We start from the raw sequence: 20,277 nt of genomic DNA on the forward strand, positions 1-20,277 counted from the left end.
TCTCACACATGTGCTGTCAATACGCTTGCAGTACGCTTACAGTACGTTTTCCTTATGCACGAGACGCTTCAAGTTCATAGAGCAGCGAATCGGTAATAGTAACATTGGCTACTTCTCCAGGTGTTCCTCTATCAACAAAGGTACAACCATCAACATCAGGTGCTTGAAATGCCGTTCGTCCATAAAGCATTCCATCTTCATCGTATCCAAGCATAAGAACCGAAGCTCTGCTGCCTATGCGCGCTGCCATCCGAGGCGTACACACACAATCAGCAAGCTCGCGCAACTGTCGTGCACGCTGCATCTTTACCTCTTCGGGAACTTGATTCTCGAGGTCATACGCTCGCGTTCCCTCTTCTCGTGAATAGGGAAAAATACCAATATAGTCAAGATCAGCTTCTTCAACATAATTGCAGAGCTCTTCAAAATCATCATCACTTTCACCAGGAAAGCCAACAATAAATGTTGTGCGTATAATGCAATCAGGTATTTTTTCGCGTATATGCCGACACAATTCATCGTATTCTTGTGCGCTTCCACGTCTGCGCATACGTTTAAGAACCTGCGCATTTACGTGTTGAAAAGGAATGTCAAGGTAGTTGCATACATTAGCACGGCGCGCTATAACATCAAGCAGCTCATCAGTAATACCTTCAGGTTGAATATACATAACGCGAAACCAGGTAGTTGGGAAAACAAGCGCAAGTCTATCGATGAGGGATGCAAGGCTCGATTTCTCTTTAAAATCGTCTCCCCATCTGCCGGTATCTTGAGCAATGAGCACAACTTCTTTAGTTCCCCGCGATACTAAGTCGCTGATGTTTGCATAAATATCTTGAAACGTAAAACTGTGGTAACGCCCACGAATATACGGTATTGAGCAAAACGAACAAAAACGATTACATCCATCAGATATTTTTACATACATCGATAAGGGAGCAGCTTCATTAAGAACGTCCTTATCGGAACCTGCTGATGAGCGCGTTATATCAAAAAGCTTATCAAGCACTTCTACTATATCGTCTTCTTTTGAACATGGTACAAAAGCACGCGCTTCAGGTAATTCACGGGTAAGATCCTCACCATAGCGCGCAGGCATACAGCCAGCAACAACCAAATGACCAGTTCCAGACGCAATGCTGTCATACTGACTTACGTCAAGAATTGTTTCAATGCTCTCTTCGGTTGCACTTTGAATAAATGAGCACGTATTAACGATAACAACATCTGCTTGCTCTGGTGTGTCGATGATAGTATAGCCAGCACGCTTAAGCTTCGTTGACATGGTATACGTATCAACTTCATTTTTTGCACAGCCCATTGTTATAAAAGCAACTGATTTATCAAGGACAGATAAAGACGTCATAAACGCATTCCTTAACGATAATTGTTGAATTGCAAAGGAATACCATAACTTTGCTGCTTCACAAACGCAATAATTTCTTGTAAAACATCACGTGAAGGAGAACTAACGCGCAGCTTATCGCCCTCAATCTGAACTTTTGCCTTAAATTTTTCACCCTTGATGTCTTTGTTAATTTTGCTGGCAATATCTTTGTCGATACCTTCAACAACCTTACCTTCTTTTACGGAGGTGCCCTGAGCGCTATCGCGTGTATCGCTCCAGGAAATCGCTGCTAAATCAAGGCCTCGTTTAACCCATTTCGATGATAAGATATCAATAACTTGGCCAATTACAAAATCGCTCGGTGCATGAACAGTAATAGTTTTAGCAGCTTTATCAAAATCGATACTCGACTTGGTATCTTTCAGGTCGTAGCGCGATTGCAACTCTTTTTTTGTCTGCTGAAATGCATTATCTGCTTCTTGAATGTCCACTATCGATACAATATCAAAACTTGATTCTTTAGCCATAATCCGAAAAGCCTTTCTGTTATTGTGAACGTTCCCGCGAACTTGTACGTGCTGTTGAATTGGATTGTTTCTTTACTGATTGCTCTTTTTTGCTACTTGATTGCGAAGAGTTTTGTGTTGTTGTTTTCTTTGAGCTTTCCTGTTGCTTTGAACTTGATTGCGCATCGTCTTGGTTATCGCTTGCACGCGATGAACTATCAGATGAATCTGTTATACCGTGATCTTTTTTCCATTGCTTAATATAATCATCAAAATCAACGGTATAACTGTATACGCCGCGCTTCGAGGATTTAAGCGACACAGGCTTGCCATCAACAGTAACTTTTAAGTTAATAGGTGACGGCGTTTCAATTGTCCAACTTCCGCTTGTCAGTTCAACATCTTTGGAAATAGGCCCTTTCAGAGTTTCTGTTTTAGACTTTTTCTTGCCTTCTGTGATAGTAACTTTACTGGTAGCATCAACGGTAGCAACACCGTACGTAATGGTAATGCTTGACGGAATGCGAGGCGCTGCTTGAGACGTATCTTGGGCACTTTGCTCATCTTGTTGGCTCGTAGTATCAGCAATGCCGGTAATAGGAATAGCAGCAAGATCATCGGCGTGCTGGCGCGGTCGTCCAAAAAAGAGTGAAACAACGATTATAACAACCACGACAAGCGCAATAACTCCCAGCAAAAGTGGCCAGTTTAAACGCTTAATTCCATCGCTTAAACCTGATAAATTTGAAAATGAAAACGGTGTTGGCGTTTTAACACTGCGCGCATGGCGCTTATGAGGCCAACGACTTGGAGCATCACTTAGAAAACTTTGGGGCATGTCGCTTCGCTGATATGCGCCTATATCGTGTCGTTCATCTCCTTCCACAGGAGAAATACGCCGTGAGGATCCATATAGCCCGTAATCACCCCGTGCAAAACGCGTTCTGTCATCATAAAGATCGCGTCCTAAGGGCGAACGACGTTTAGGAATCGATGTTTGATGCGTGTTTGCACTGGTAAAGCGATGGTCACGCGCAGTTGCGGCTTGATCGTTTACGCGTGATGGCGATGTGGCTGAGTACAGCGAATCGGCTCGCCTTGAAGGAAAATTACGGCGAGCTCCCCTATCAAGCTGATCAGCATACGCTTCTTCCAAAAAACGATTCACGATATCGGTAGGATTCAAGCCTAAAAAGCGCGCGTATGCATTCACCATATTACGTGCATAACCTCGTGGTGGAATATTAGAAAAATCGCCCGACTCAATCGATCGTAAAATATCGCTTCGAATGCGAAGACGACGTCCTACCACATTGATATCAAAGCCTTGGCGTTCTCGTTCTTCACGCAAGAGCATACCTGAGGTTTTGTGAGTCATGTGTTTCACTATCCCTTACTTGTACGACAACAGTTAATCGTTTTGCTCAAAGGCTTTCAGCGCTTCAAGCTCCATCATATCTACGAGTACTTCGCGCGGGCGGCTGCCATTTGCAGCGCCAACAATACCCTTTTGTTCTAGCATATCCATTATACGACCAGCACGCGCATATCCAACGCTCAGTTTACGTTGAATGTTTGATGTAGATCCAAGACCGCTTGCAACCACAATGTCAGCTGCTTCCCACAACTTCGGATCGTCAGCTTCAACACTACCACCCGATCCATCAGGCATTGAATCACCAAGCGTTATAAGGTTTGTTTTAAGAATGTCAGTATGATACTCGGGCTCACCCTGAGATTTAAGCTGTTCAACAACAGAAAAAATCTCTTCTTCGCTTACAAAACAGCCTTGAATACGAACCGGCTTTGCAAATTCAGGCTTGGAGAGAAGCAAATCGCCATTTCCAATGAGCGCTTCAGCGCCTGCAGTGTCAAGAATAACGCGACTATCAAGACCTGAGGCAACGTTAAAGGACATGCGGTTCGTAATATTAGCTTTTATGAGGCCTGTCACCACGTTTGCAGACGGTCGCTGCGTTGCAACAATCAAGTGGATACCAGCTGCGCGCGCAAGCTGGGCAATACGACTGATAGAAAATTCCACTTCCTTACCAACATTCATCATTAAATCGGCAAGCTCATCGATGATGATAACGATGTAAGGCAGATGATCGTCAGGCAATGTTGATGCTTGAGTTGTATCGTTTGTTTGTTGCGTGCTGAATGGAGCCGCGGTAGACACGTTATCCGTTAGCAGTACTGTTTTTTCAGACGCTAAAGGTTCATCTGCACCGCCGGTTTCATATGCCGAGTCATCAGATGCGTTTTCGGCTTGCTCTTGCTGGCGTGCTAATTCCGCTAAACGTTGCTTTTCTTGAGCAACTTTTTCGTTGTATTGCGCAATGTTTTTGGCGCCCACTTTTGAGAACACTTTCAAGCGGCGCTCCATTTCAGCAACACCCCACGAAAGCGCGCTTGCAGCTTCTTTCGCTTCCGTTACAACTGGCACATAAAGATGAGGAATGCCATTATACGGACTAAATTCAACTCGTTTTGGATCGATCATGATAAAACGCACCTGACGTGGTGTTGCTCGCATGAGCATCGACATAATCATCGAGTTAATGCCAACTGATTTTCCTGATCCTGTTGTACCACCAATAAGCAAATGAGGCATTTTGGCAAGATCGGAAATAATCGCACGACCTTCAACATCCTTACCAATAGCAATTTCAAGCGGCCCACCGTGCGCTTCTTTCAAAATATCGCCCAAAAAAACGTTCTCGCGTGTTGCGTTTGGAACCTCTATACCAACATAGTGAGTACGTGGAATAGGAGCAAAAATACGTACACCTGGTGCAGCAAGTGCGAGTGCAATATCATCCGACAAGCTCATAATGCGACTAACACGTACACCAGCGGGTAAATCTATTTCGAAAAGCGTTACCGTTGGGCCCGCAATCCAATCGACAACCGTAGCCATAATGCCAAAATCGGCAAGCGTTTGTTGTAAACGCGCTGCTGTTTCGGCAAGTTCTTTGTCAAAAGAAGCGCTTTGGCGTGTCTTGGTACTCGTTTTGAGCAGCGTCATCGATGGTAGCTCGAAGGAGTCATCTTCATCACTGAATGCATCAACTACCGCACCAGTACCTGATTGTACGGGTGCAGACGGTAATGACTGGCTATGTTGCTTGCTTGATGGAGTGCGGGTTGCATGGGGGTTTGTTTGTTTACTATCGCCACTTGCACAAGAAACTGTGCGCGCAGATGACGTGGATGATGTTGGCGCGTTTCCACATCCTTGGGATGCAGTGTGAGCAAGTGAACTGCTTTTGCAGTGTGCTTTATCTTGTAAGAGCGCTTGACCTGTGCGAAGAGGCAATACGCTTGTTGGATCGTCTCCGTATGCATCACTATAAGCACTCTGATCTGATGCACCGCCCGATAAAGAAGTATATCCATTCCTTCGAGCGCGTTGCTGCCCTTGATGTTTACCGACTGAATCACCTGATGAAGCAGACGTATTAAGAACTGTTGTACCAGCAAGCGGTATACGTGTAGGATCCCATACTGCTTGTGTAACATCGCAAGCAGCAACATCTGCATCGCTTCCAGCACGGTCATACCCTTCATACGTATCATATGCGTTAACAGGAATGTTTTGAAACGATTCTACTGGTTGACAATCGGCAGCTACCTGTTGTGCCGCGCGGGCTTCTTTGCGCTGTGTAATAAAAGAATGCAGCGCCGCTAAGCTGCGCAGCGGTGAAAACCCTATGAGCGTTGCACCGATAAACATAATTCCAAGCGCAATAACAATTGAAACATATACGCCAACGGTAATAAGCCCCATCCATGCAAAAAGCGCTCCGATATAACCTCCATAGGCTACAACGGTATCGCTATTAAACATAAGAGCTGCAATATCACCTGATGAACTTGGTACCGGCGTTGCCAATGCACAGAGTATGAGCAATGCAAAAAATATAACGAAAGCACCCAATGTCAAGCGTAAAGCAAGCATTTCTCGCACACGCATGCTGATACACGCACTTCCCGCAACAAAGAAAATAAATGGGAAAAGATAGGCGCCTTTACCAAGCAACAGCAATAAAAAGTGCGATACTTGTCGTGCTACTATGCCTGTATTAGGAAGCAAGCACATAACAAAAATTACCAGACCAAGTAAGATAAAGATGATACCAATAATGACATTTTTCGTATGACCGTCTAAAAACGTTTCAGCTGGATATTCTAAAGAAAGTTGACGCTCTTGTTTGCGCGCTTGTATCTTTTCTTGAGGAGCAAGCGCGCGATCCTGGTTGCGCACGGCACGCCGTGGTGATGTCGATGATGGCTTCGTGGATTTGCGCGCCACACTTTCTCCTTACTATAAAAACCATTGACAGCTGTAATGTTTCGCAGGTGGTATGTACGTATCACTCTTATCGTATTACTACAGTATAACGCCTTTAAGCAACAGCGAGAATAGTTACAATTATTAAAGGTCGCTGCTTAATACTCTCTTGAAGCAAAAATGATGTTGCATTACGCACTTCACGCTCAAGAGCACCATTGCGCTTACCGTTTGCAAGCTGTTTTCGAATAATGTCTTGCACATTTGCTTTAATGGTATCAGTAAGCTGTTGGTTTTCTTGTTGTGAAACACCGCGAAATACTACAACGGGGGCTCCTATAATCGAAGACGTCGTATAAGAAACTGCACAACTGATGCTTACTACACCTTGCGAACCTAAGCTGGTACGATCGCGCAACACGTAATCGGAAGTGTCAGAAATCCTCGATCCTTCAACATAAATTACGCCGCTTTTTACTTTCTCACCAATATGTACCGATCCATTATGAAGTTCAAGCGATTCACCATTTTCGAGAATGAAAATATTTTCCTCTTTTACGCCCGTTGCTTGTGCAAGACGTGCATGAGCTCGCAAATGCATAGCTTCACCATGAACAGGCATAAAGTGCGTTGGTCGAACAATACTTAGAATGATTTTTAGCTCTTCAGCACCTGCATGACCAGATACATGGACGAGCGCACGCGATTTATCGTACACATCTGCACCAATTTTTGCTAATAGATTGATAATGCGTGTCACAGCTTTTTCATTACCGGGAACAGGAGTAGCTGAAATAATAACGGTGTCGCCTGCTTCAATACCAACGGTTTTATGGCTGCCACCAGCCATGCGCGCGAGTGCAGAAAGCGGTTCTCCTTGCGAACCAGTACACAACACAACCAACTTTTCAGGCGGAATATTGTTGATAGAAAACGCATCAAGAAGACAGTCGTCAGGAACGTTTAAATATCCCAATTTACGCGCGATTTCAGTATTTTGAATCATAGAGCGACCCGTAACAACCACTTTACGCCCCGCACGCAGCGCAGCATCACATACTTGTTGCAAACGATGGATGTGACTTGCAAATGACGCCACAATCACCTTACCTTTAGCATGCGCAATAATAGGCTCAAGTGCTTTTCCTACTTCTAGTTCAGATGGTGTAAACTGCGCATGAGTTGCATTTGTTGAATCAGATAACATGAGATCAACGCCAATTTTTTGAAAGCGCGCGAGGGCCGCAAAATCGGTATGAACGCCATCAATAGGTGTTTGATCGAGCTTGAAGTCGCCTGTATGCAGCACGTTTCCTGCGGGTGTTGTAAAGAAAATCCCTACTGCTCCAGGAATTGAGTGATTAACTGCCCAAAACTCTGCTTGAATGCAGCCCAGTTGTATAGTTTGACCTGCTTTAATTTCAATAAGTGGTACACCTTTAATGCCATGTTCCTTAAACTTACCCTCAATAAGCCCAAGCGTCATGCGTGTACCATAAATAGGGACTGGATGTGGCAAATCTTTAAATAAATACGGCAATGACCCGGTATGATCTTCATGACCATGGGTAATAACAACACCACGTAGGCGATCAGCATTTTCGATAACATACGAATAATCAGGAAGAATTAAATCAACACCAGGATGATCATCATCAGGAAACATCAAGCCACAATCATCAACAACGAGGTCGTTTCCACATTCAAGAACCGTCATGTTCTTACCAATAGCATCTAAGCCACCTAAAGGGATTACCTTAAGTGTTGCATGAGGATCACGCGTCGTACGCTTAACACGATTGAGATAATGCGCAGAGGTGGGCTTATCAGAGCGCTTACGGGCACTATATGGACGCGACACATTTTGATCGTCCTGAGAAACACGAGACTGCTTGTTGGTATGCACAGCGTGAATGGATGTGCTTGCGGCATTTCGTGATGTTCGCGTATTACGTTTTAGGTTTGGCGCACTCTCTGTACTGCGTGAAGCACGCTTGGTACGTGGCACGCTCGATACATGAGCATCATATGATGCAGCTGATGTACGCTCATGAACATGAGAGCGTGTATGTGCTCGCGCAGTTCTAGCAGAACCATCGTGTAATTCAGAACGCTGAGACGCGGTGTTTTTGTTTGATCGGTGTGTGTTTGAGGGGTAAGTATTAGTTTTGCGTGTTTCGTGCATTCATACTCCTTGTTAGGTGCATAGCAATATAAAGCCTTATTATCAGGCGCTATACACATCCGTTATGTATATCATAAGTGCATGTCAGCATACATGCACATACAGCCAAAAAATTAGTTCTTGTTATTGTAGCGCAAAACCGCACTCCTGCAAAAGCGCAGCAAGGCGCTGTTTTTGCTCAGGCGTAGCTTCAATAAGCGGCAAATGCAAACCGCCCACAGAGCGGCCTAACAGGTGCAATGCAGCTTTCACTAAAATGGGATTTGCTGTTTCAAACAAGCCTTTCATAAGGGGTAATAGTGCCGTATGCTCACGATACGCGTCATCGAAGCGCTCTTGTTCGCACAAGACAAGCATATGCGCCATACGCGCTGGTGCAATATTAGCAATCGTAGAAATAACGCCTGCTGCTCCCCTTTTTGCAAGTTCAAATGTTAAAGAATCGTCACCAGAATATACAGAAAAACCAGCTGGCGCGTTATCAATAATCGTTTGAATTTGCTCGATATTACCACTTGCCTCTTTTATCGCAACAATGGTATCTACATCATGCGCCAAACGCAACGTGGTTTCTGCTTGCATGTTAATTCCACATCGACCTGGGATGTTATACAGCACAAGCGGCTTATCGCTAGCGTGGGCAATATGTACAAAATGCTGATAGATGCCTTCTTGCGGAGGCTTGTTGTAGAACGGCACCACCGCCATAAGCCCATCAACAGGAAATTTGGCAATACGTTTTGCAAATGCGACAGATGCTGCTGTTGAATTCGAGCCAACATTTGCAAGAACAGGAACACGTGATGCCGCAGCGTTGCATACGCACTGTATTTGTGCTGTGCGCTCATCTTCTGAAAGGGTGGGTGCTTCACCAGTCGTGCCACACACGAGCAGTCCTTGTGCTCCGCTTGTGATAAGCTCGTCAGTAAACGATTCAAGGCGCTTAAAATCGATAGAACCATCAGCTTGAAATGGTGTAACCATCGCGCAAACAACGCGACCAAAGGGAGCATTTTGCATCATAGCGTGCTCTTTTCTCTTAAGGGTGCTTCGTGTGATATCCATAGTAACCAAAGTAAGCGATCATTGACCGCAAGCGCGTAAACTGTTTACTTCACGTCCATAAAGTTCTCAAGTCCAACAATAAGCCCCGTATGTAAAGGAGCTTTGCGAATGCCCAGCAACACACCAGGCATGTAGGAATTGCGATCCCATGAATCGTGACGAATAGTAAGCGTTTGACCAAATGAACCAAAAATGATTTCTTGTGAAGCAACGTAGCCCATTGAACGCACGCTGTGAACGGGAATTCCTTGGACGCAAGCGCCACGCGCACCCTCGCAACCTGCCGTTTCGCTTTCTTTCATCGGCGCTTGGCTTGGCTTGCCGTCGCGCGCTGCAGCGATAAGTGCTGCGCTGCGCAGAGCTGTCCCTGAAGGAGCGTCAAGCTTTTTAGCGTGATGGTACTCGATAATTTCCACTTCAGGAAAATAAGGGGCAGCCACTTGAGCAAACTGCATCATCAGAACAGCGCCTGTGGTAAAGTTGGGAGCGAAAAAGACGCAAAGCTTATCGCCTGCACATTTTTCCAGTTCATGCAGCTGTTCATCGCTTAAACCCGTTGTGCCAATAACGCAATTCACGCCTGCACGTAAAGCTGCTTTGCAATTATCAAATACTGATGTTGGTTGCGTAAAATCAACCAACACATCGCACGTATGCGCTTCAAGCGCGCTTGCAACACTGGTATACGTTGGGAAACTACGCGTTTGTTTATGAGGGTCGATACCGCACACAACCGTCATGTCGTCAGCAGACGTAACGGCATCAACAACAGCGCTTCCCATTCTTCCAGCATATCCTGCAACAGCAACGGAAATCATACTACATCCTTAAATTTATGAGTAAAACTATCTAATTACCTTGGACCTAAGCGCAAAAGCTCTTCGGTTGCACGGTTCGCTTTTATAATACACCCCCGCGCAAAAACTAAGATAGCGCATTTGAACTATCGTAGCTTTTCCGCAAGGTAAACATTTTTTCAATAGCAGAAATATCGTCGTGCGACAGATCCCAAAACGATACACAGTGATCTTTCATTCCTTCGGCACTTGAGGCATAGCAAGTTGCAATATTGCGGCGTTGCTGGAAAGGGTTAGCAGTAAAGCGCAAAGATTGTATTTTGGTGCGCGGCATAAATACGCGCGAGCCCCAAAAACCCACGTTATCAACAAAAATATACGAAGGTGTTATGTAGACGTATGCGTGAGAGAACCATTTATACGCATGAAAGGCACGACAAGCCATAAAAAGCACTGCTGCGCCAATAAAGATACCATCTACCACAATAAGACTCGGGAAAATCACACACAGATCGGGGTCAGTGCTTCCAAAGGTTATTATCGCAGCAACAAGGCAACTAAAAGCAATAACCAGATATAAAGGCACGTTTCTCCACAGGAGTTTTCGCGTAAAAGCACGAACGAGGCAATGCGCATCGGGAACCGCAATAACGTGCGCTTGCGAGAGAAAAGCCGCATGTGAAGCGGTGTCGGTATGCGTAGTGTTTGAGAGCTCATCAGAAGCTGCACGAGGGCTTTCGGTTTCACACACCCACGCACCAAGTGCAGCATCAGCACTAAACTCCGGAAGAAAATCCCTTAAAAAGCTTGGAATATCTTTTTGTTTAATAAACGGAAAAATAATTTGCGTGCCGTGTTTAACCGTTGAATCGCTTTTAATAGACTCATGCACTGACGTAATAAGTCCAATGCTGATATTTTGATAACCAAGCAGCGCATGAAGAAATTCTTTGTCGCAATGCAGCGATTGAATGCGTGCGATATCAATTTCATTTGTGTGGCGCGTAAAAAGGCCATGCTCAATGCGAATGCGATCATCAAAGCGCTCGACAGTAAACCCAACACGATGTTCAATGGCACGATATATCGCACCCCACAAAGCAATCGCATACGGAATGATAGCGAAAAACAGTTGAGGTGTTTGTGTTTGAATTGCTATCACTATAAAACACGCAAACGTAATAAGCAAAATGAGTACAGGGCCCATACATTCATTGATGATACTTAAAATAAGCTCGTGTAATGCAAGCTTGCGCTTCGCACGAGCCGTAATACGAAGACGCTCACCTAAGCCTGCTGTTGAAAAGCTTTCAAACGCATCATCAATCACATTGCTATACTCAGAACGCTCGCTACCAGAAGGAGCGGATAATGGCGCATTGGCCGATGTATTGCTGGTTTGAAGCGATTCAGGCGATTGTGGTGCGTTGGCACCATCACGTACTGGCGCAACAGGGTGAGCAGAGCTTGACGATAAGGCTTTCCGAAGTTGAAATTCATACTCAACTTTTTTTGCTTGTGCAAGTGTAATAAACGGAATTTGAATTTGCTCGTTTGTTTTCCCGCCTGCAGTTACAATATTTAAATCGCAACATCCACATAGGCGCTGTATCAACCGTGCTTTCGTGTTGGTGGATTGCACTTTAATATACGGAAGATGGATACGCTTTTTAAAGATAATCCCGCGCTTGAGCACAAATTCTTTGCCAGTAAACGTATACGACAAAAAATGACGCGTTAAGGCTGCCTGCCCGACGTAGAGCGCAATAAAAATCACCACTAGAAAAAACACGGCAAACCCAGGCACGCTAAACGTAAAACCACCAACAGAAAACTGGTGCATTTCGCCTGCATATTGTGCAAGGAGCTGAAGAGCTTTCGTAACATCATCTACCTGTATGCCCTTGCCGCTAAAAATGGAATTTTGCACTGATTGAGCAAAAATAATAAGAAGGAAAAACACGCCATACAAAGGCGAAAGCAACACAAATAACCATGAAATTTTTTGTGGATCGTCGGTTGCAATAAGATGTGCGCTTTGTGATGCAGTAGGCACATCAGACGTGCTATCTGCATCGTTTTCGGTTGTAGGTATTGTGGTAGCGTCAGAAGCATCAGAAAAAGGAGTTTGCATTATACATCCTCCTTAGCAAGACGCGTAAGATGTGCAATTTTGTCGCGCAAAGTATCGATATATTCCTGTTCAATGCCAGGAATACGCTGTTGTTCCGCAGCGGTAAACACCGAAAGGTCAAGCATCTTAAACAAGCTCAATAAGGGGCCTTGTTCAGTATCGATATTTTGAACGCGCACCAGTGGAATAACAATCGTGTGGCGCCAAATAATGCCGCGACGAATAAAAATATAGTGCTCTTCAATAGCATAGCCCGACACCTTATATTGCAAGAAAGGCAAGAGCAACGCCGCTGCCAGCAAAATAAGCCACAGCACGCACGAACACACAAGCACAATAAAGCCTGGCGTAAAGGAAGAAGTTTCGAAAGCTAGCAAAGAGAGCTCCGGTGCTGCATACACAAGAGCTCCCTGTATAACAGCGCATACAATAACCATAAATAAGGTGACGCCAATAGCATTTCCAAGCATCCATACGTATTTAATACGAGGACATAAGGGCGTGTATGCTCTGTTCATAGATATCCTTACTCGAGATGTTATACCTCATGGTGCCTGCGAACATTGCGTTCAGCATGCAGAGAATGACGATGTTGCTGATCTGGCGTAGGTGCTTTATGAGTCGCAGGAGCAGCAGGCTTGTCAATACGATCGAGAGATATCTTACCAGATTTCGCATCAACCTCCAACACTTTCACGTGTACGATGTCGCCAACGGTAAGAGCATCTTCAACGCTGTTCAAACGTCCCGTTGTGATGCGCGAAATGTGCAGCAATCCATCTTTTGAAGGCGTAAGGCGCACAAACGCGCCGAAGTCCTTAATGCCCACTACTTCGCCGTTATATTCTTCTCCCACTTCAGGCTCTTTGACAATCTCAAGAATACGCGCTTTCGCATCGGCACCTGCTTTGCCATCGACAGCAGCAATACGAATGGTGCCATCTTCAAGAATTTCAATGGTGGCACCGGTTTCATCTTGAATACCGCGCACAACTTTTCCGCCTGTGCCAATAACTTCGCGAATTTTATCTTGTGGAATATGGATAGTTTCAATGCGTGGCGCATAATCAGAGAGCTGTGCACGCGGCGCATTGATTTCAGCAAGCATTGCGTTAAGGATAAACGCACGTCCCGATTTGGCTTGTTCAAGGGCACGGAAAAGAATGTCAAGCGACAAACCGCGTGCTTTATTATCCATTTGAAGTGCGGTAATACCCTTAGATGTTCCTGTTACTTTGAAGTCCATATCGCCGAGGAAGTCTTCAAGGCCTTGGATGTCGGAAAGCACAACCACACCGTCGTCTTCCTTGATAAGACCCATCGCGATACCTGACACAGGAGCGCTAATAGGAACGCCAGCATCCATAAGTGCAAGCGTAGATCCGCAGGTGGAAGCCATAGACGACGAACCGTTTGACTCAAGAACTTCAGACACAACGCGAATAGCATACGGGAAGTCTTCTTCGCTTGGAATAACAGGCAAAAGTGCGCGCTCGGCAAGGGCACCATGGCCTACTTCACGACGCTTCGGCGAACCCATACGGCCCACTTCACCGGTGCAATACGGCGGGAAGTTATAGTGGTGCATATAGCGTTTACCTTCGTCAGGTTCGATAGTGTCAAGGCGCTGCCACTCGCTTAACATGCCCAGCGTTGCCACTGAAAGCACTTGCGTTTGTCCGCGCTGGAACAGGCCTGAACCGTGTACACGTGGCAGGTAACCAGGCTTTATGTACAGCGGACGAATTTCATCGGCGCGGCGTCCATCAACGCGCTCGCCCGTTTCAATAATCATACGGCGCATCGCATGCTTTTCAAGCTTTTTCAGCTCGGCTGCAATATCGCTTGCCCACGCTTCTTGCTCTTCTTCAGAGAAATTATCGGCAACAATGCGCTCTTTCAAGGCTTCAACATGAGCAATACGCTGCTGTTTATCGGCATCTTTCAAAGCTGCAGACATCTCGTCGTAGTACGCACTAATGCGCGTTGCAATTTCAGGCACTGCTTCATGAAGCTTCCACTGAACAGGCGTAATGTCAACACGCGACAAGAAGCGCGCCTGCGCGTCGCAAAACGCCGCAATAGCTTCCTGGCCAAATTGCATAGCAGCAAGCATGTCTGCCTCATCCACTTCGCTTGCCCCTGCTTCAATCATCGAAATATAATCTTTGGTACCAGCGATAACGAGGTCGAGATCTGACGCTTCTTGCTCGGCATATGTTGGATTAATGATAAATTCCTTGGTCTGGGCATTGCGCGCTACACGAACGCAAGCACACGGGCCATCGAAAGGAGCTGCGCCAATCATAAGCGCAGCTGAAGCGCCCTGAATGCAAATGGTATCCACCGGATTTTGCTGATCGGCTACCAAAGGCGTTGCCACAACATGCACTTCTTGCTTAAAGCCATCCACAAAACCAGGGCGAATAGGTCTGTCAATCATGCGCGCGTTCAGCGTAGCTCTATCGGATGGCTTCGCTTCACGCTTTAAGTACCCACCAGGAATACGACCAACAGCATACATCTTCTCGATGTAATCAACTGTCAGCGGGAAGAAATCGTAGTCGCGCTCTTCCCTCGAGATAACAGCGGTTATCAGTACCGTTGAGTCGCCTTGCGTCACAAGTACCGCGCCACTTGCTTGTTTTGCAAGCTCACCTGTTTCAAAGCGATACGTTTTTCCATACAGTTCAAATTCTTCTACTACTTTGTTCATATATACTTCCTTCTTCTTTGCGCTGTGCAAAGAACCTCTTTAGGCATAAACACAGGCGCCATGAGCTTATGCGTTGCATGCCTGCGAGCAAAGCTATCCTTATAGCTTCAACCGCCCTCCGTTGTGCCCACGTATTTTTTCTGGACACGTGTCTTGGTGCTGCACACAGAAAAGCCCGCGTTGCGCGGGCTCACCGAACTAGATATTGTCGCGAATGCCAATCTTTTTGATAAGCTCACGATACTGCTCAATATCGCGGTCTTTAATGTATTTCAGCAAACCGCGGCGCTTACCAATGAGCTTCATCAAACCACGACGAGAATGATTATCTTTCTTGTGTGATTTAAGATGCTCGGTAAGGTTACGAATGCGCTCCGAGAGAATTGCAACCTGAACAGGAGCACTTCCCGAATCGTTCGCGCCCGAGCCAAACTGCTCAATAAGTTCAGCGCAACGTTGCTTTGAAATACTTAACTTTTCTGCCATAATTCCTCCTTAACGCAGATGCGTTTTCGCTTTGAACTGAGACGATAAGCGGCAGTGCATACCATCTAAGTAAAAAGTAGCTCATGTGAGCAACGCGTTTAGTATATCGTATAACGCCCCGCAAACAACGGCACAATTCCACGCTTTCACAAACGAGCTTCTTTTTAACACAATTTCCAAACAACACTTCAAAAACACCGAAAGGAACTTCTGCGCATAACGCTACATCTCATAGCGTGATTACAAACATAGTGTGTGCTAGCAGCATTCGTTAAACGCAAACACAATCACGGTATTGCAGACAACGATTACGAGCACCGTCCACGCGCTAGAGCAGTAATGTCATGAGAAGCAAGACGTAGTGATTTTAATGTAATCGATAGGTGAAAGCTTAGCCACGTGCTTTCAAATTCAAAAACCTTTTTAAGGAGTGAAAGCTCAAGCACGGCGTCTGAAAGTTGTGCAAACGTAGAAGTTTCTAACGTCCAATAGCAATTCAAAAACGCATAAGAAAGCGTATGTTCATACGAGCAACTTTGACATGCAGAACACAAACAACCGCCTTCGTTACACGAAAAACGCTGATAATTACGGGTAAGCTGCAAAGGTGATCCACAGATGCAACAATGCGTTAAGCAAGGACGAAAACCTGCCATGCTATATGCTTTCAACACATACGCAGCAGCAATCCACCAACTTTGTTGTGACGACGTATGTACAATAGCGTGTAACGCAGCATGCGTAAGTGCATAAAATTTTTCAAATGCAAGATCTTCTTGAGCAAGGTGCTGTGCAAGATCTCCTACGATGCTTGAGGTAAGCAATTTGGTGTAATCATTGCGATTTGTTTCTTTAAAATTTACGGGCAGCGCTTCGGTAAGCTGTGCTAATTGTGAAGTAGCACGTGCGGAATAGCGGATAGTAGCATACAGCTCAATGGCATGAGCAAACACGCTTTGCGGCTTGCGTGCACCTTTGGCAACCATACTGATAAGCGATCCGTCTTCACAAAGAATGGTAATGATCATGTCAGTTTCTTTGAGTTTCGTTCGCTTAAGTACAATGCCACATCCGCTGATATAACGCTGTTGCTTAGACATAATTCACCACTTCAAAGTACGTACGTACCCATAAAAATAACGTATGAGCATGGCGCGAATTGCAAGCGTTTGAGCCATTACGATACCGAAAGCAGTTTATTATGAGCATCAAAACTTAACGTAAGCGTTACGTCGCGACTTTTCAAAAATACCGATTCGCCGAGGATAGTTGCATAAGGCTGCGCAGCAACGTTTGCTTTTACTTTATTGGCTCCACTATACGTTACTTGACGAACTTCGTTTATTTTATACGGAATACCGCCTAATTTTATCGTTGAGCCAGATTTAAGCTGCTGCTTTGCAAGTGCAACCAGTTCAGTACCGCGATATTTAACTGCTTTTAGCGTTACAACGCCACCAGAATGCAACTTTTCGCCTGCTGCAGGATCGCTTGAAACAACATGCTCTTTTTCGGGAGCATCGGTATATGTGTAGCTAATGTCGTACTTATAACCAGCAGTTTTGAGAACATCGCTTGCTTCTTCAACCGATTTATTCACTACATCAGGAACAACATACGGCGCAGCAAGTGTTAAGGTAATGGCACCATCAGCTGGTAGTTGCGTATTCGCATCGGGGTGCTGTTTGATGACACTTCCCTCTTCTTCATCGCTTGGAATACTCTCAACACGAATAGCGGTATAGCCATATGAAGAAAGCTGCTGCTCGGCGTCGTGTTGAGATAGTCCTTTTACATCAGGAACAATACGCGCACGTGCAACGACGAGCGTTACCACAGAGCCTTTTTCAAGACGCTTTGACGCAGCAGGGTCACTTCGCAAAACGACATCATGTGCATCATCTGAAAACTCATCAGCAAACGCAACTTCAAAGCCTGCATCCTTTACAATTTCAGCAGCTACATCGGGCGTTTTACCTGATACATCGGGAATGGGCTTTCCTCCCCACAACGACATCGCATACGTAATCGTGACAACACACAGCATGACTGGCACCAACACAGCGCTAATAAGTAAGGCACGTTTTGTACCAGCAGAAAGTGGTGCGCGCTTACGTACGGTGTTTTCTGCAATATATTCCTTTGTTTCAGAAACTTCATCGGTATGAATGGCAGGCATTTGCATAGTTTCGCCGCCTGTGGCAAAACGTGGCTGCGTAATATCAGCCACACGACGAGTTGAAACGTTATCATCGGTAAAATCTTGAAAGCCGTAGCCTGATTCTGTTAATCCTGATAAGTCAATTTTTTGCGTCAGTTGAGCATCGGATGCTACATGTGGTGTTGACGCTTCACGTACTTTATCGGATGATGGTGTACTTGTTTGTGCTTGATCAGCACTTTGAATATGCTCGTGTGGATGCTCAGGAGAAGTATCAGCACTATCCGCTTCATTGTGTGGCACGTAAGAAGAACAAGCTGCAGAAGTGCTATTGGCATCATCAACTGTTGTCACAGGTGCAGAAAAAACATCTGGATTGGTACTTTCAATATGAGATGCATGTTCGTGTTCTTGAGTATCAGATACCCGTGAGGTGTGCGCATCAAACGTATGAGATGCTTGAGCTGGCTGAGATGTATCGCAAGAACGAGAACGAGCGTTTTGCTCCAGATCTTCGACTTGTGATTCATCTTGTACATTATCTGAGGCATACGAGTGCTCATAGAGCAATGCGCCGCAACCGTCACAATAACGAGCATCGTCTCTATTTTCACGATGGCAAAGAGGACATTTCATGAACACTCACGCTCCTTATCTACTAGCGCTATTGTATATGAAAACGAGTAATGCTAACAAGTGACAAACGAAAGCTTCTGCAGTTTTACAGGCTGCCACTTTCCGCGTTTTTAGGAGCCATCTACGCGCATTCAATGCTGGTTTTTGCTCCTTGACTCCTTGTTCTAAGCGGTTTCTTTGCGCCTGTTATGCGCCTTCGCCATAGCCAAACCGCTCAATACAGCTTGCATCACGCCGCCAATTTTTCTTAATCTTAACGCGCAAATCCAGAAAAACTCGTGTTCCTAATAAGCGTTCAAGATCTCCTCGTGCTTCAATACCAATGCGCTTAATAGCACTTCCACCAGCACCAACTATCATGCCTTTTTGTGACGCGCGCTCAACATAAATAATTGCGTACAGTGACGTAAGATTTTTCTTTTTTGAAAACGACATCTCTTCAACCATCACACCAATCGCATGAGGCACTTCATCACGAAAGCTCCGCAAAATTTTCTCGCGAATAAACTCAGCAACAATAACTTCTATCGCTTGATCGGTTTTCATGTCATCGGGAAACCAGCGCGGACCTTCAGGCAAGTGATCTTGAACGCAGTGCACAAAGCGATCGACAGAATCCTTGTCAAAAGAGCTTACAACAGCAATATCGTCCCAGGTAGCAAGGGCGCGTGCAGCTTCAATTTGATGCGAAATTTCTTCTTCTGTTGCACAATCGGCTTTAGAAATCACAAGCACTTTGGGAACAGATATGTTTTTCAACTGGTCGATTACCCACTTATCGCCGCGCCCACATTCCTGATGAGCATCAAGAAGCAATGCGATGCAATCGACATCCTCAAGCGCCTTCAGCGCTGATGTATTCAGATGCTCTCCCAAAACATCGTGCGGTTTATGCAAGCCAGGTGTGTCGACCATAATCATCTGGAAACAATCGGTTGTAAGAACAGCACGAAAACGATGGCGTGTTGTTTGCGCTGTTGGAGATGTAATAGCAAGCTTGGTTCCCATGATCGTGTTAAGCAAGGTCGATTTGCCAACATTCGGACGACCGATAAAACACACAAATCCCGAGCGAAACGCGGGTGTTTGTTGCGTATAAGATTGAGATGTATTTTCTTCATGACACGATGCATCATGCTGCATACTTTGCTCCTCTTTTTCCTGGTGAAAAGTGCACGCATGAGCCTTATGACCCGTATCGGATACGTGAGAAGTGCTCGGTAGAGAATTGGTTGAAGCGTGCATAAAACTTCCTTTGTAACGTATAAAGCAGTTTACACTACCAAACGTAGCGTAGTATATCGTTTTTGCTCGTCATGGGTATATTGTGCGGCGGTAGTACTCATGGCGTATAGCGTATACCTTAATGCAAAATATGAGGAACAAAAATAAGAAGCCCTATTATAAGCGAAAAGAACGCTGCTACCAATACACTCCCAGCAGCAGCATCTTTTGCGATACGTGCCAGTTTATGGTAGCGCGCTGTTGCTAAATCAACGCAGGCTTCAAGTGCTGTATTCATGCATTCAAGTGCGCAAACAAGTGCTATACACACCAGACATACGCACCACTCCCACATTGATAAAGAAACGATAAAACCTGCTATAAGCACGATAAGCGCACACCCAAGATGAATTTTCATATTCCGTTCGTGAATAATGCAGTAGAGAATACCACGTGCCGCTACATAAAACGCAGTGAGCAACGACTGTGAACGCACGTGCTTGACGGGCGATAGTGTGCTTGAAGGCGCATTCGCTGTGCTTTCAAACACACGCGCACATTCTGGCGATGCCACATCCGCCGCAGTTTGAAACGCTCGAGTGCGGTCATGCGAAAACACGCTTGCACCATCTTCATGCACCGTGTTCCTATCCAAAAGCGTATTTGGCGCTTCACCAGTTTTTTCTTGCTGTGTTGGATGCGTGTTCATAGCACTCATTGTC

At 45.4% G+C, this 20,277-nt stretch carries 15 protein-coding genes; all 15 read right to left on the reverse strand.

The window, feature by feature from the left end; genetic code table 11:
- Positions 1–52: 52 nt before the first annotated feature.
- Positions 53–1,366 (reverse strand): 30S ribosomal protein S12 methylthiotransferase RimO, encoded by a 1,314-nt coding sequence (gene rimO / locus HMPREF3190_RS02375; RefSeq protein WP_066780011.1) that lies wholly within the window; start codon positions 1,364–1,366, stop codon positions 53–55.
- A gap of 11 nt (positions 1,367–1,377) precedes the next feature.
- Positions 1,378–1,875: a YajQ family cyclic di-GMP-binding protein gene (locus tag HMPREF3190_RS02380; RefSeq protein WP_066780013.1), complete on the reverse strand. Its 498-nt coding sequence runs from the start codon at positions 1,873–1,875 to the stop codon at positions 1,378–1,380.
- Between the two features lie 19 nt (positions 1,876–1,894).
- On the reverse strand, positions 1,895–3,232 hold the full coding sequence (locus tag HMPREF3190_RS02385; RefSeq protein WP_066780015.1) for a helix-turn-helix domain-containing protein: 1,338 nt from the start codon (positions 3,230–3,232) through the stop codon (positions 1,895–1,897).
- 33 nt (positions 3,233–3,265) lie between these two features.
- Complete coding sequence (locus tag HMPREF3190_RS07555) at positions 3,266–6,172, reverse strand: DNA translocase FtsK (RefSeq protein ID WP_066780017.1); 2,907 nt, start codon at positions 6,170–6,172, stop codon at positions 3,266–3,268.
- A 94-nt stretch (positions 6,173–6,266) separates the two neighbouring features.
- Positions 6,267–8,336: a ribonuclease J gene (locus HMPREF3190_RS02395; protein ID WP_082715097.1), complete on the reverse strand. Its 2,070-nt coding sequence runs from the start codon at positions 8,334–8,336 to the stop codon at positions 6,267–6,269.
- A gap of 123 nt (positions 8,337–8,459) precedes the next feature.
- Positions 8,460–9,401 (reverse strand): 4-hydroxy-tetrahydrodipicolinate synthase, encoded by a 942-nt coding sequence (dapA, locus tag HMPREF3190_RS02400; RefSeq protein ID WP_449676041.1) that lies wholly within the window; start codon positions 9,399–9,401, stop codon positions 8,460–8,462.
- Positions 9,402–9,445: 44 nt separating this feature from the next.
- Complete coding sequence (dapB, locus tag HMPREF3190_RS02405) at positions 9,446–10,219, reverse strand: 4-hydroxy-tetrahydrodipicolinate reductase (protein WP_066780019.1); 774 nt, start codon at positions 10,217–10,219, stop codon at positions 9,446–9,448.
- A gap of 106 nt (positions 10,220–10,325) precedes the next feature.
- Positions 10,326–12,332 carry a PH domain-containing protein gene (locus HMPREF3190_RS02410; RefSeq protein WP_066780021.1) on the reverse strand — a complete coding sequence of 669 codons (2,007 nt, stop codon included), beginning with the start codon at positions 12,330–12,332 and terminating at the stop codon, positions 10,326–10,328.
- Complete coding sequence (locus HMPREF3190_RS02415) at positions 12,332–12,850, reverse strand: PH domain-containing protein (RefSeq protein WP_066780023.1); 519 nt, start codon at positions 12,848–12,850, stop codon at positions 12,332–12,334. Before HMPREF3190_RS02415 ends, HMPREF3190_RS02410 begins: the two co-directional genes overlap by 1 nt.
- A gap of 20 nt (positions 12,851–12,870) precedes the next feature.
- Positions 12,871–15,048, reverse strand: coding sequence for a polyribonucleotide nucleotidyltransferase (locus HMPREF3190_RS02420; protein ID WP_066780024.1), 2,178 nt, complete (start codon positions 15,046–15,048; stop codon positions 12,871–12,873).
- A 198-nt stretch (positions 15,049–15,246) separates the two neighbouring features.
- Positions 15,247–15,534, reverse strand: a complete 288-nt coding sequence (rpsO, locus tag HMPREF3190_RS02425; protein WP_066780026.1) for a 30S ribosomal protein S15 — start codon at positions 15,532–15,534, stop codon at positions 15,247–15,249.
- 308 nt (positions 15,535–15,842) lie between these two features.
- Positions 15,843–16,634, reverse strand: a complete 792-nt coding sequence (recO, locus tag HMPREF3190_RS02430) for a DNA repair protein RecO (RefSeq protein WP_066780028.1) — start codon at positions 16,632–16,634, stop codon at positions 15,843–15,845.
- A 77-nt stretch (positions 16,635–16,711) separates the two neighbouring features.
- On the reverse strand, positions 16,712–18,331 hold the full coding sequence (locus HMPREF3190_RS02435) for a PASTA domain-containing protein (protein WP_066780030.1): 1,620 nt from the start codon (positions 18,329–18,331) through the stop codon (positions 16,712–16,714).
- Positions 18,332–18,517: 186 nt separating this feature from the next.
- Positions 18,518–19,576 (reverse strand): GTPase Era, encoded by a 1,059-nt coding sequence (era, locus tag HMPREF3190_RS02440; RefSeq protein ID WP_449676045.1) that lies wholly within the window; start codon positions 19,574–19,576, stop codon positions 18,518–18,520.
- 118 nt (positions 19,577–19,694) lie between these two features.
- Positions 19,695–20,264, reverse strand: a complete 570-nt coding sequence (locus tag HMPREF3190_RS07250) for a diacylglycerol kinase family protein (RefSeq protein ID WP_082715098.1) — start codon at positions 20,262–20,264, stop codon at positions 19,695–19,697.
- Between the last annotated feature and the right edge of the window lie 13 nt (positions 20,265–20,277).

The organism is Umbribacter vaginalis, from assembly GCA_001552935.1.
Lineage (GTDB): Bacteria > Actinomycetota > Coriobacteriia > Coriobacteriales > Eggerthellaceae > Berryella > Berryella vaginalis.

Excerpts from the sequence above, each read along its gene's own strand:
- dapB (WP_066780019.1), bottom strand. The coding sequence starts at position 10,219 with ATGATTTCCGTTGCTGTTGCAGGATATGCTGGAAGAATGGGAAGCGCT.
- HMPREF3190_RS02395 (WP_082715097.1), bottom strand. The coding sequence starts at position 8,336 with ATGCACGAAACACGCAAAACTAATACTTACCCCTCAAACACACACCGA.
- era (WP_449676045.1), bottom strand. The coding sequence starts at position 19,576 with ATGCACGCTTCAACCAATTCTCTACCGAGCACTTCTCACGTATCCGAT.
- HMPREF3190_RS02420 (WP_066780024.1), bottom strand. The coding sequence starts at position 15,048 with ATGAACAAAGTAGTAGAAGAATTTGAACTGTATGGAAAAACGTATCGC.
- HMPREF3190_RS02435 (WP_066780030.1), bottom strand. The coding sequence starts at position 18,331 with ATGAAATGTCCTCTTTGCCATCGTGAAAATAGAGACGATGCTCGTTAT.
- HMPREF3190_RS02385 (WP_066780015.1), bottom strand. The coding sequence starts at position 3,232 with ATGACTCACAAAACCTCAGGTATGCTCTTGCGTGAAGAACGAGAACGC.
- HMPREF3190_RS02410 (WP_066780021.1), bottom strand. The coding sequence starts at position 12,332 with ATGCAAACTCCTTTTTCTGATGCTTCTGACGCTACCACAATACCTACA.
- HMPREF3190_RS02415 (WP_066780023.1), bottom strand. The coding sequence starts at position 12,850 with ATGAACAGAGCATACACGCCCTTATGTCCTCGTATTAAATACGTATGG.
- rpsO (WP_066780026.1), bottom strand. The coding sequence starts at position 15,534 with ATGGCAGAAAAGTTAAGTATTTCAAAGCAACGTTGCGCTGAACTTATT.
- dapA (WP_449676041.1), bottom strand. The coding sequence starts at position 9,401 with ATGGATATCACACGAAGCACCCTTAAGAGAAAAGAGCACGCTATGATG.
- recO (WP_066780028.1), bottom strand. The coding sequence starts at position 16,634 with ATGTCTAAGCAACAGCGTTATATCAGCGGATGTGGCATTGTACTTAAG.
- HMPREF3190_RS02380 (WP_066780013.1), bottom strand. The coding sequence starts at position 1,875 with ATGGCTAAAGAATCAAGTTTTGATATTGTATCGATAGTGGACATTCAA.
- HMPREF3190_RS07250 (WP_082715098.1), bottom strand. The coding sequence starts at position 20,264 with ATGAACACGCATCCAACACAGCAAGAAAAAACTGGTGAAGCGCCAAAT.
- rimO (WP_066780011.1), bottom strand. The coding sequence starts at position 1,366 with ATGACGTCTTTATCTGTCCTTGATAAATCAGTTGCTTTTATAACAATG.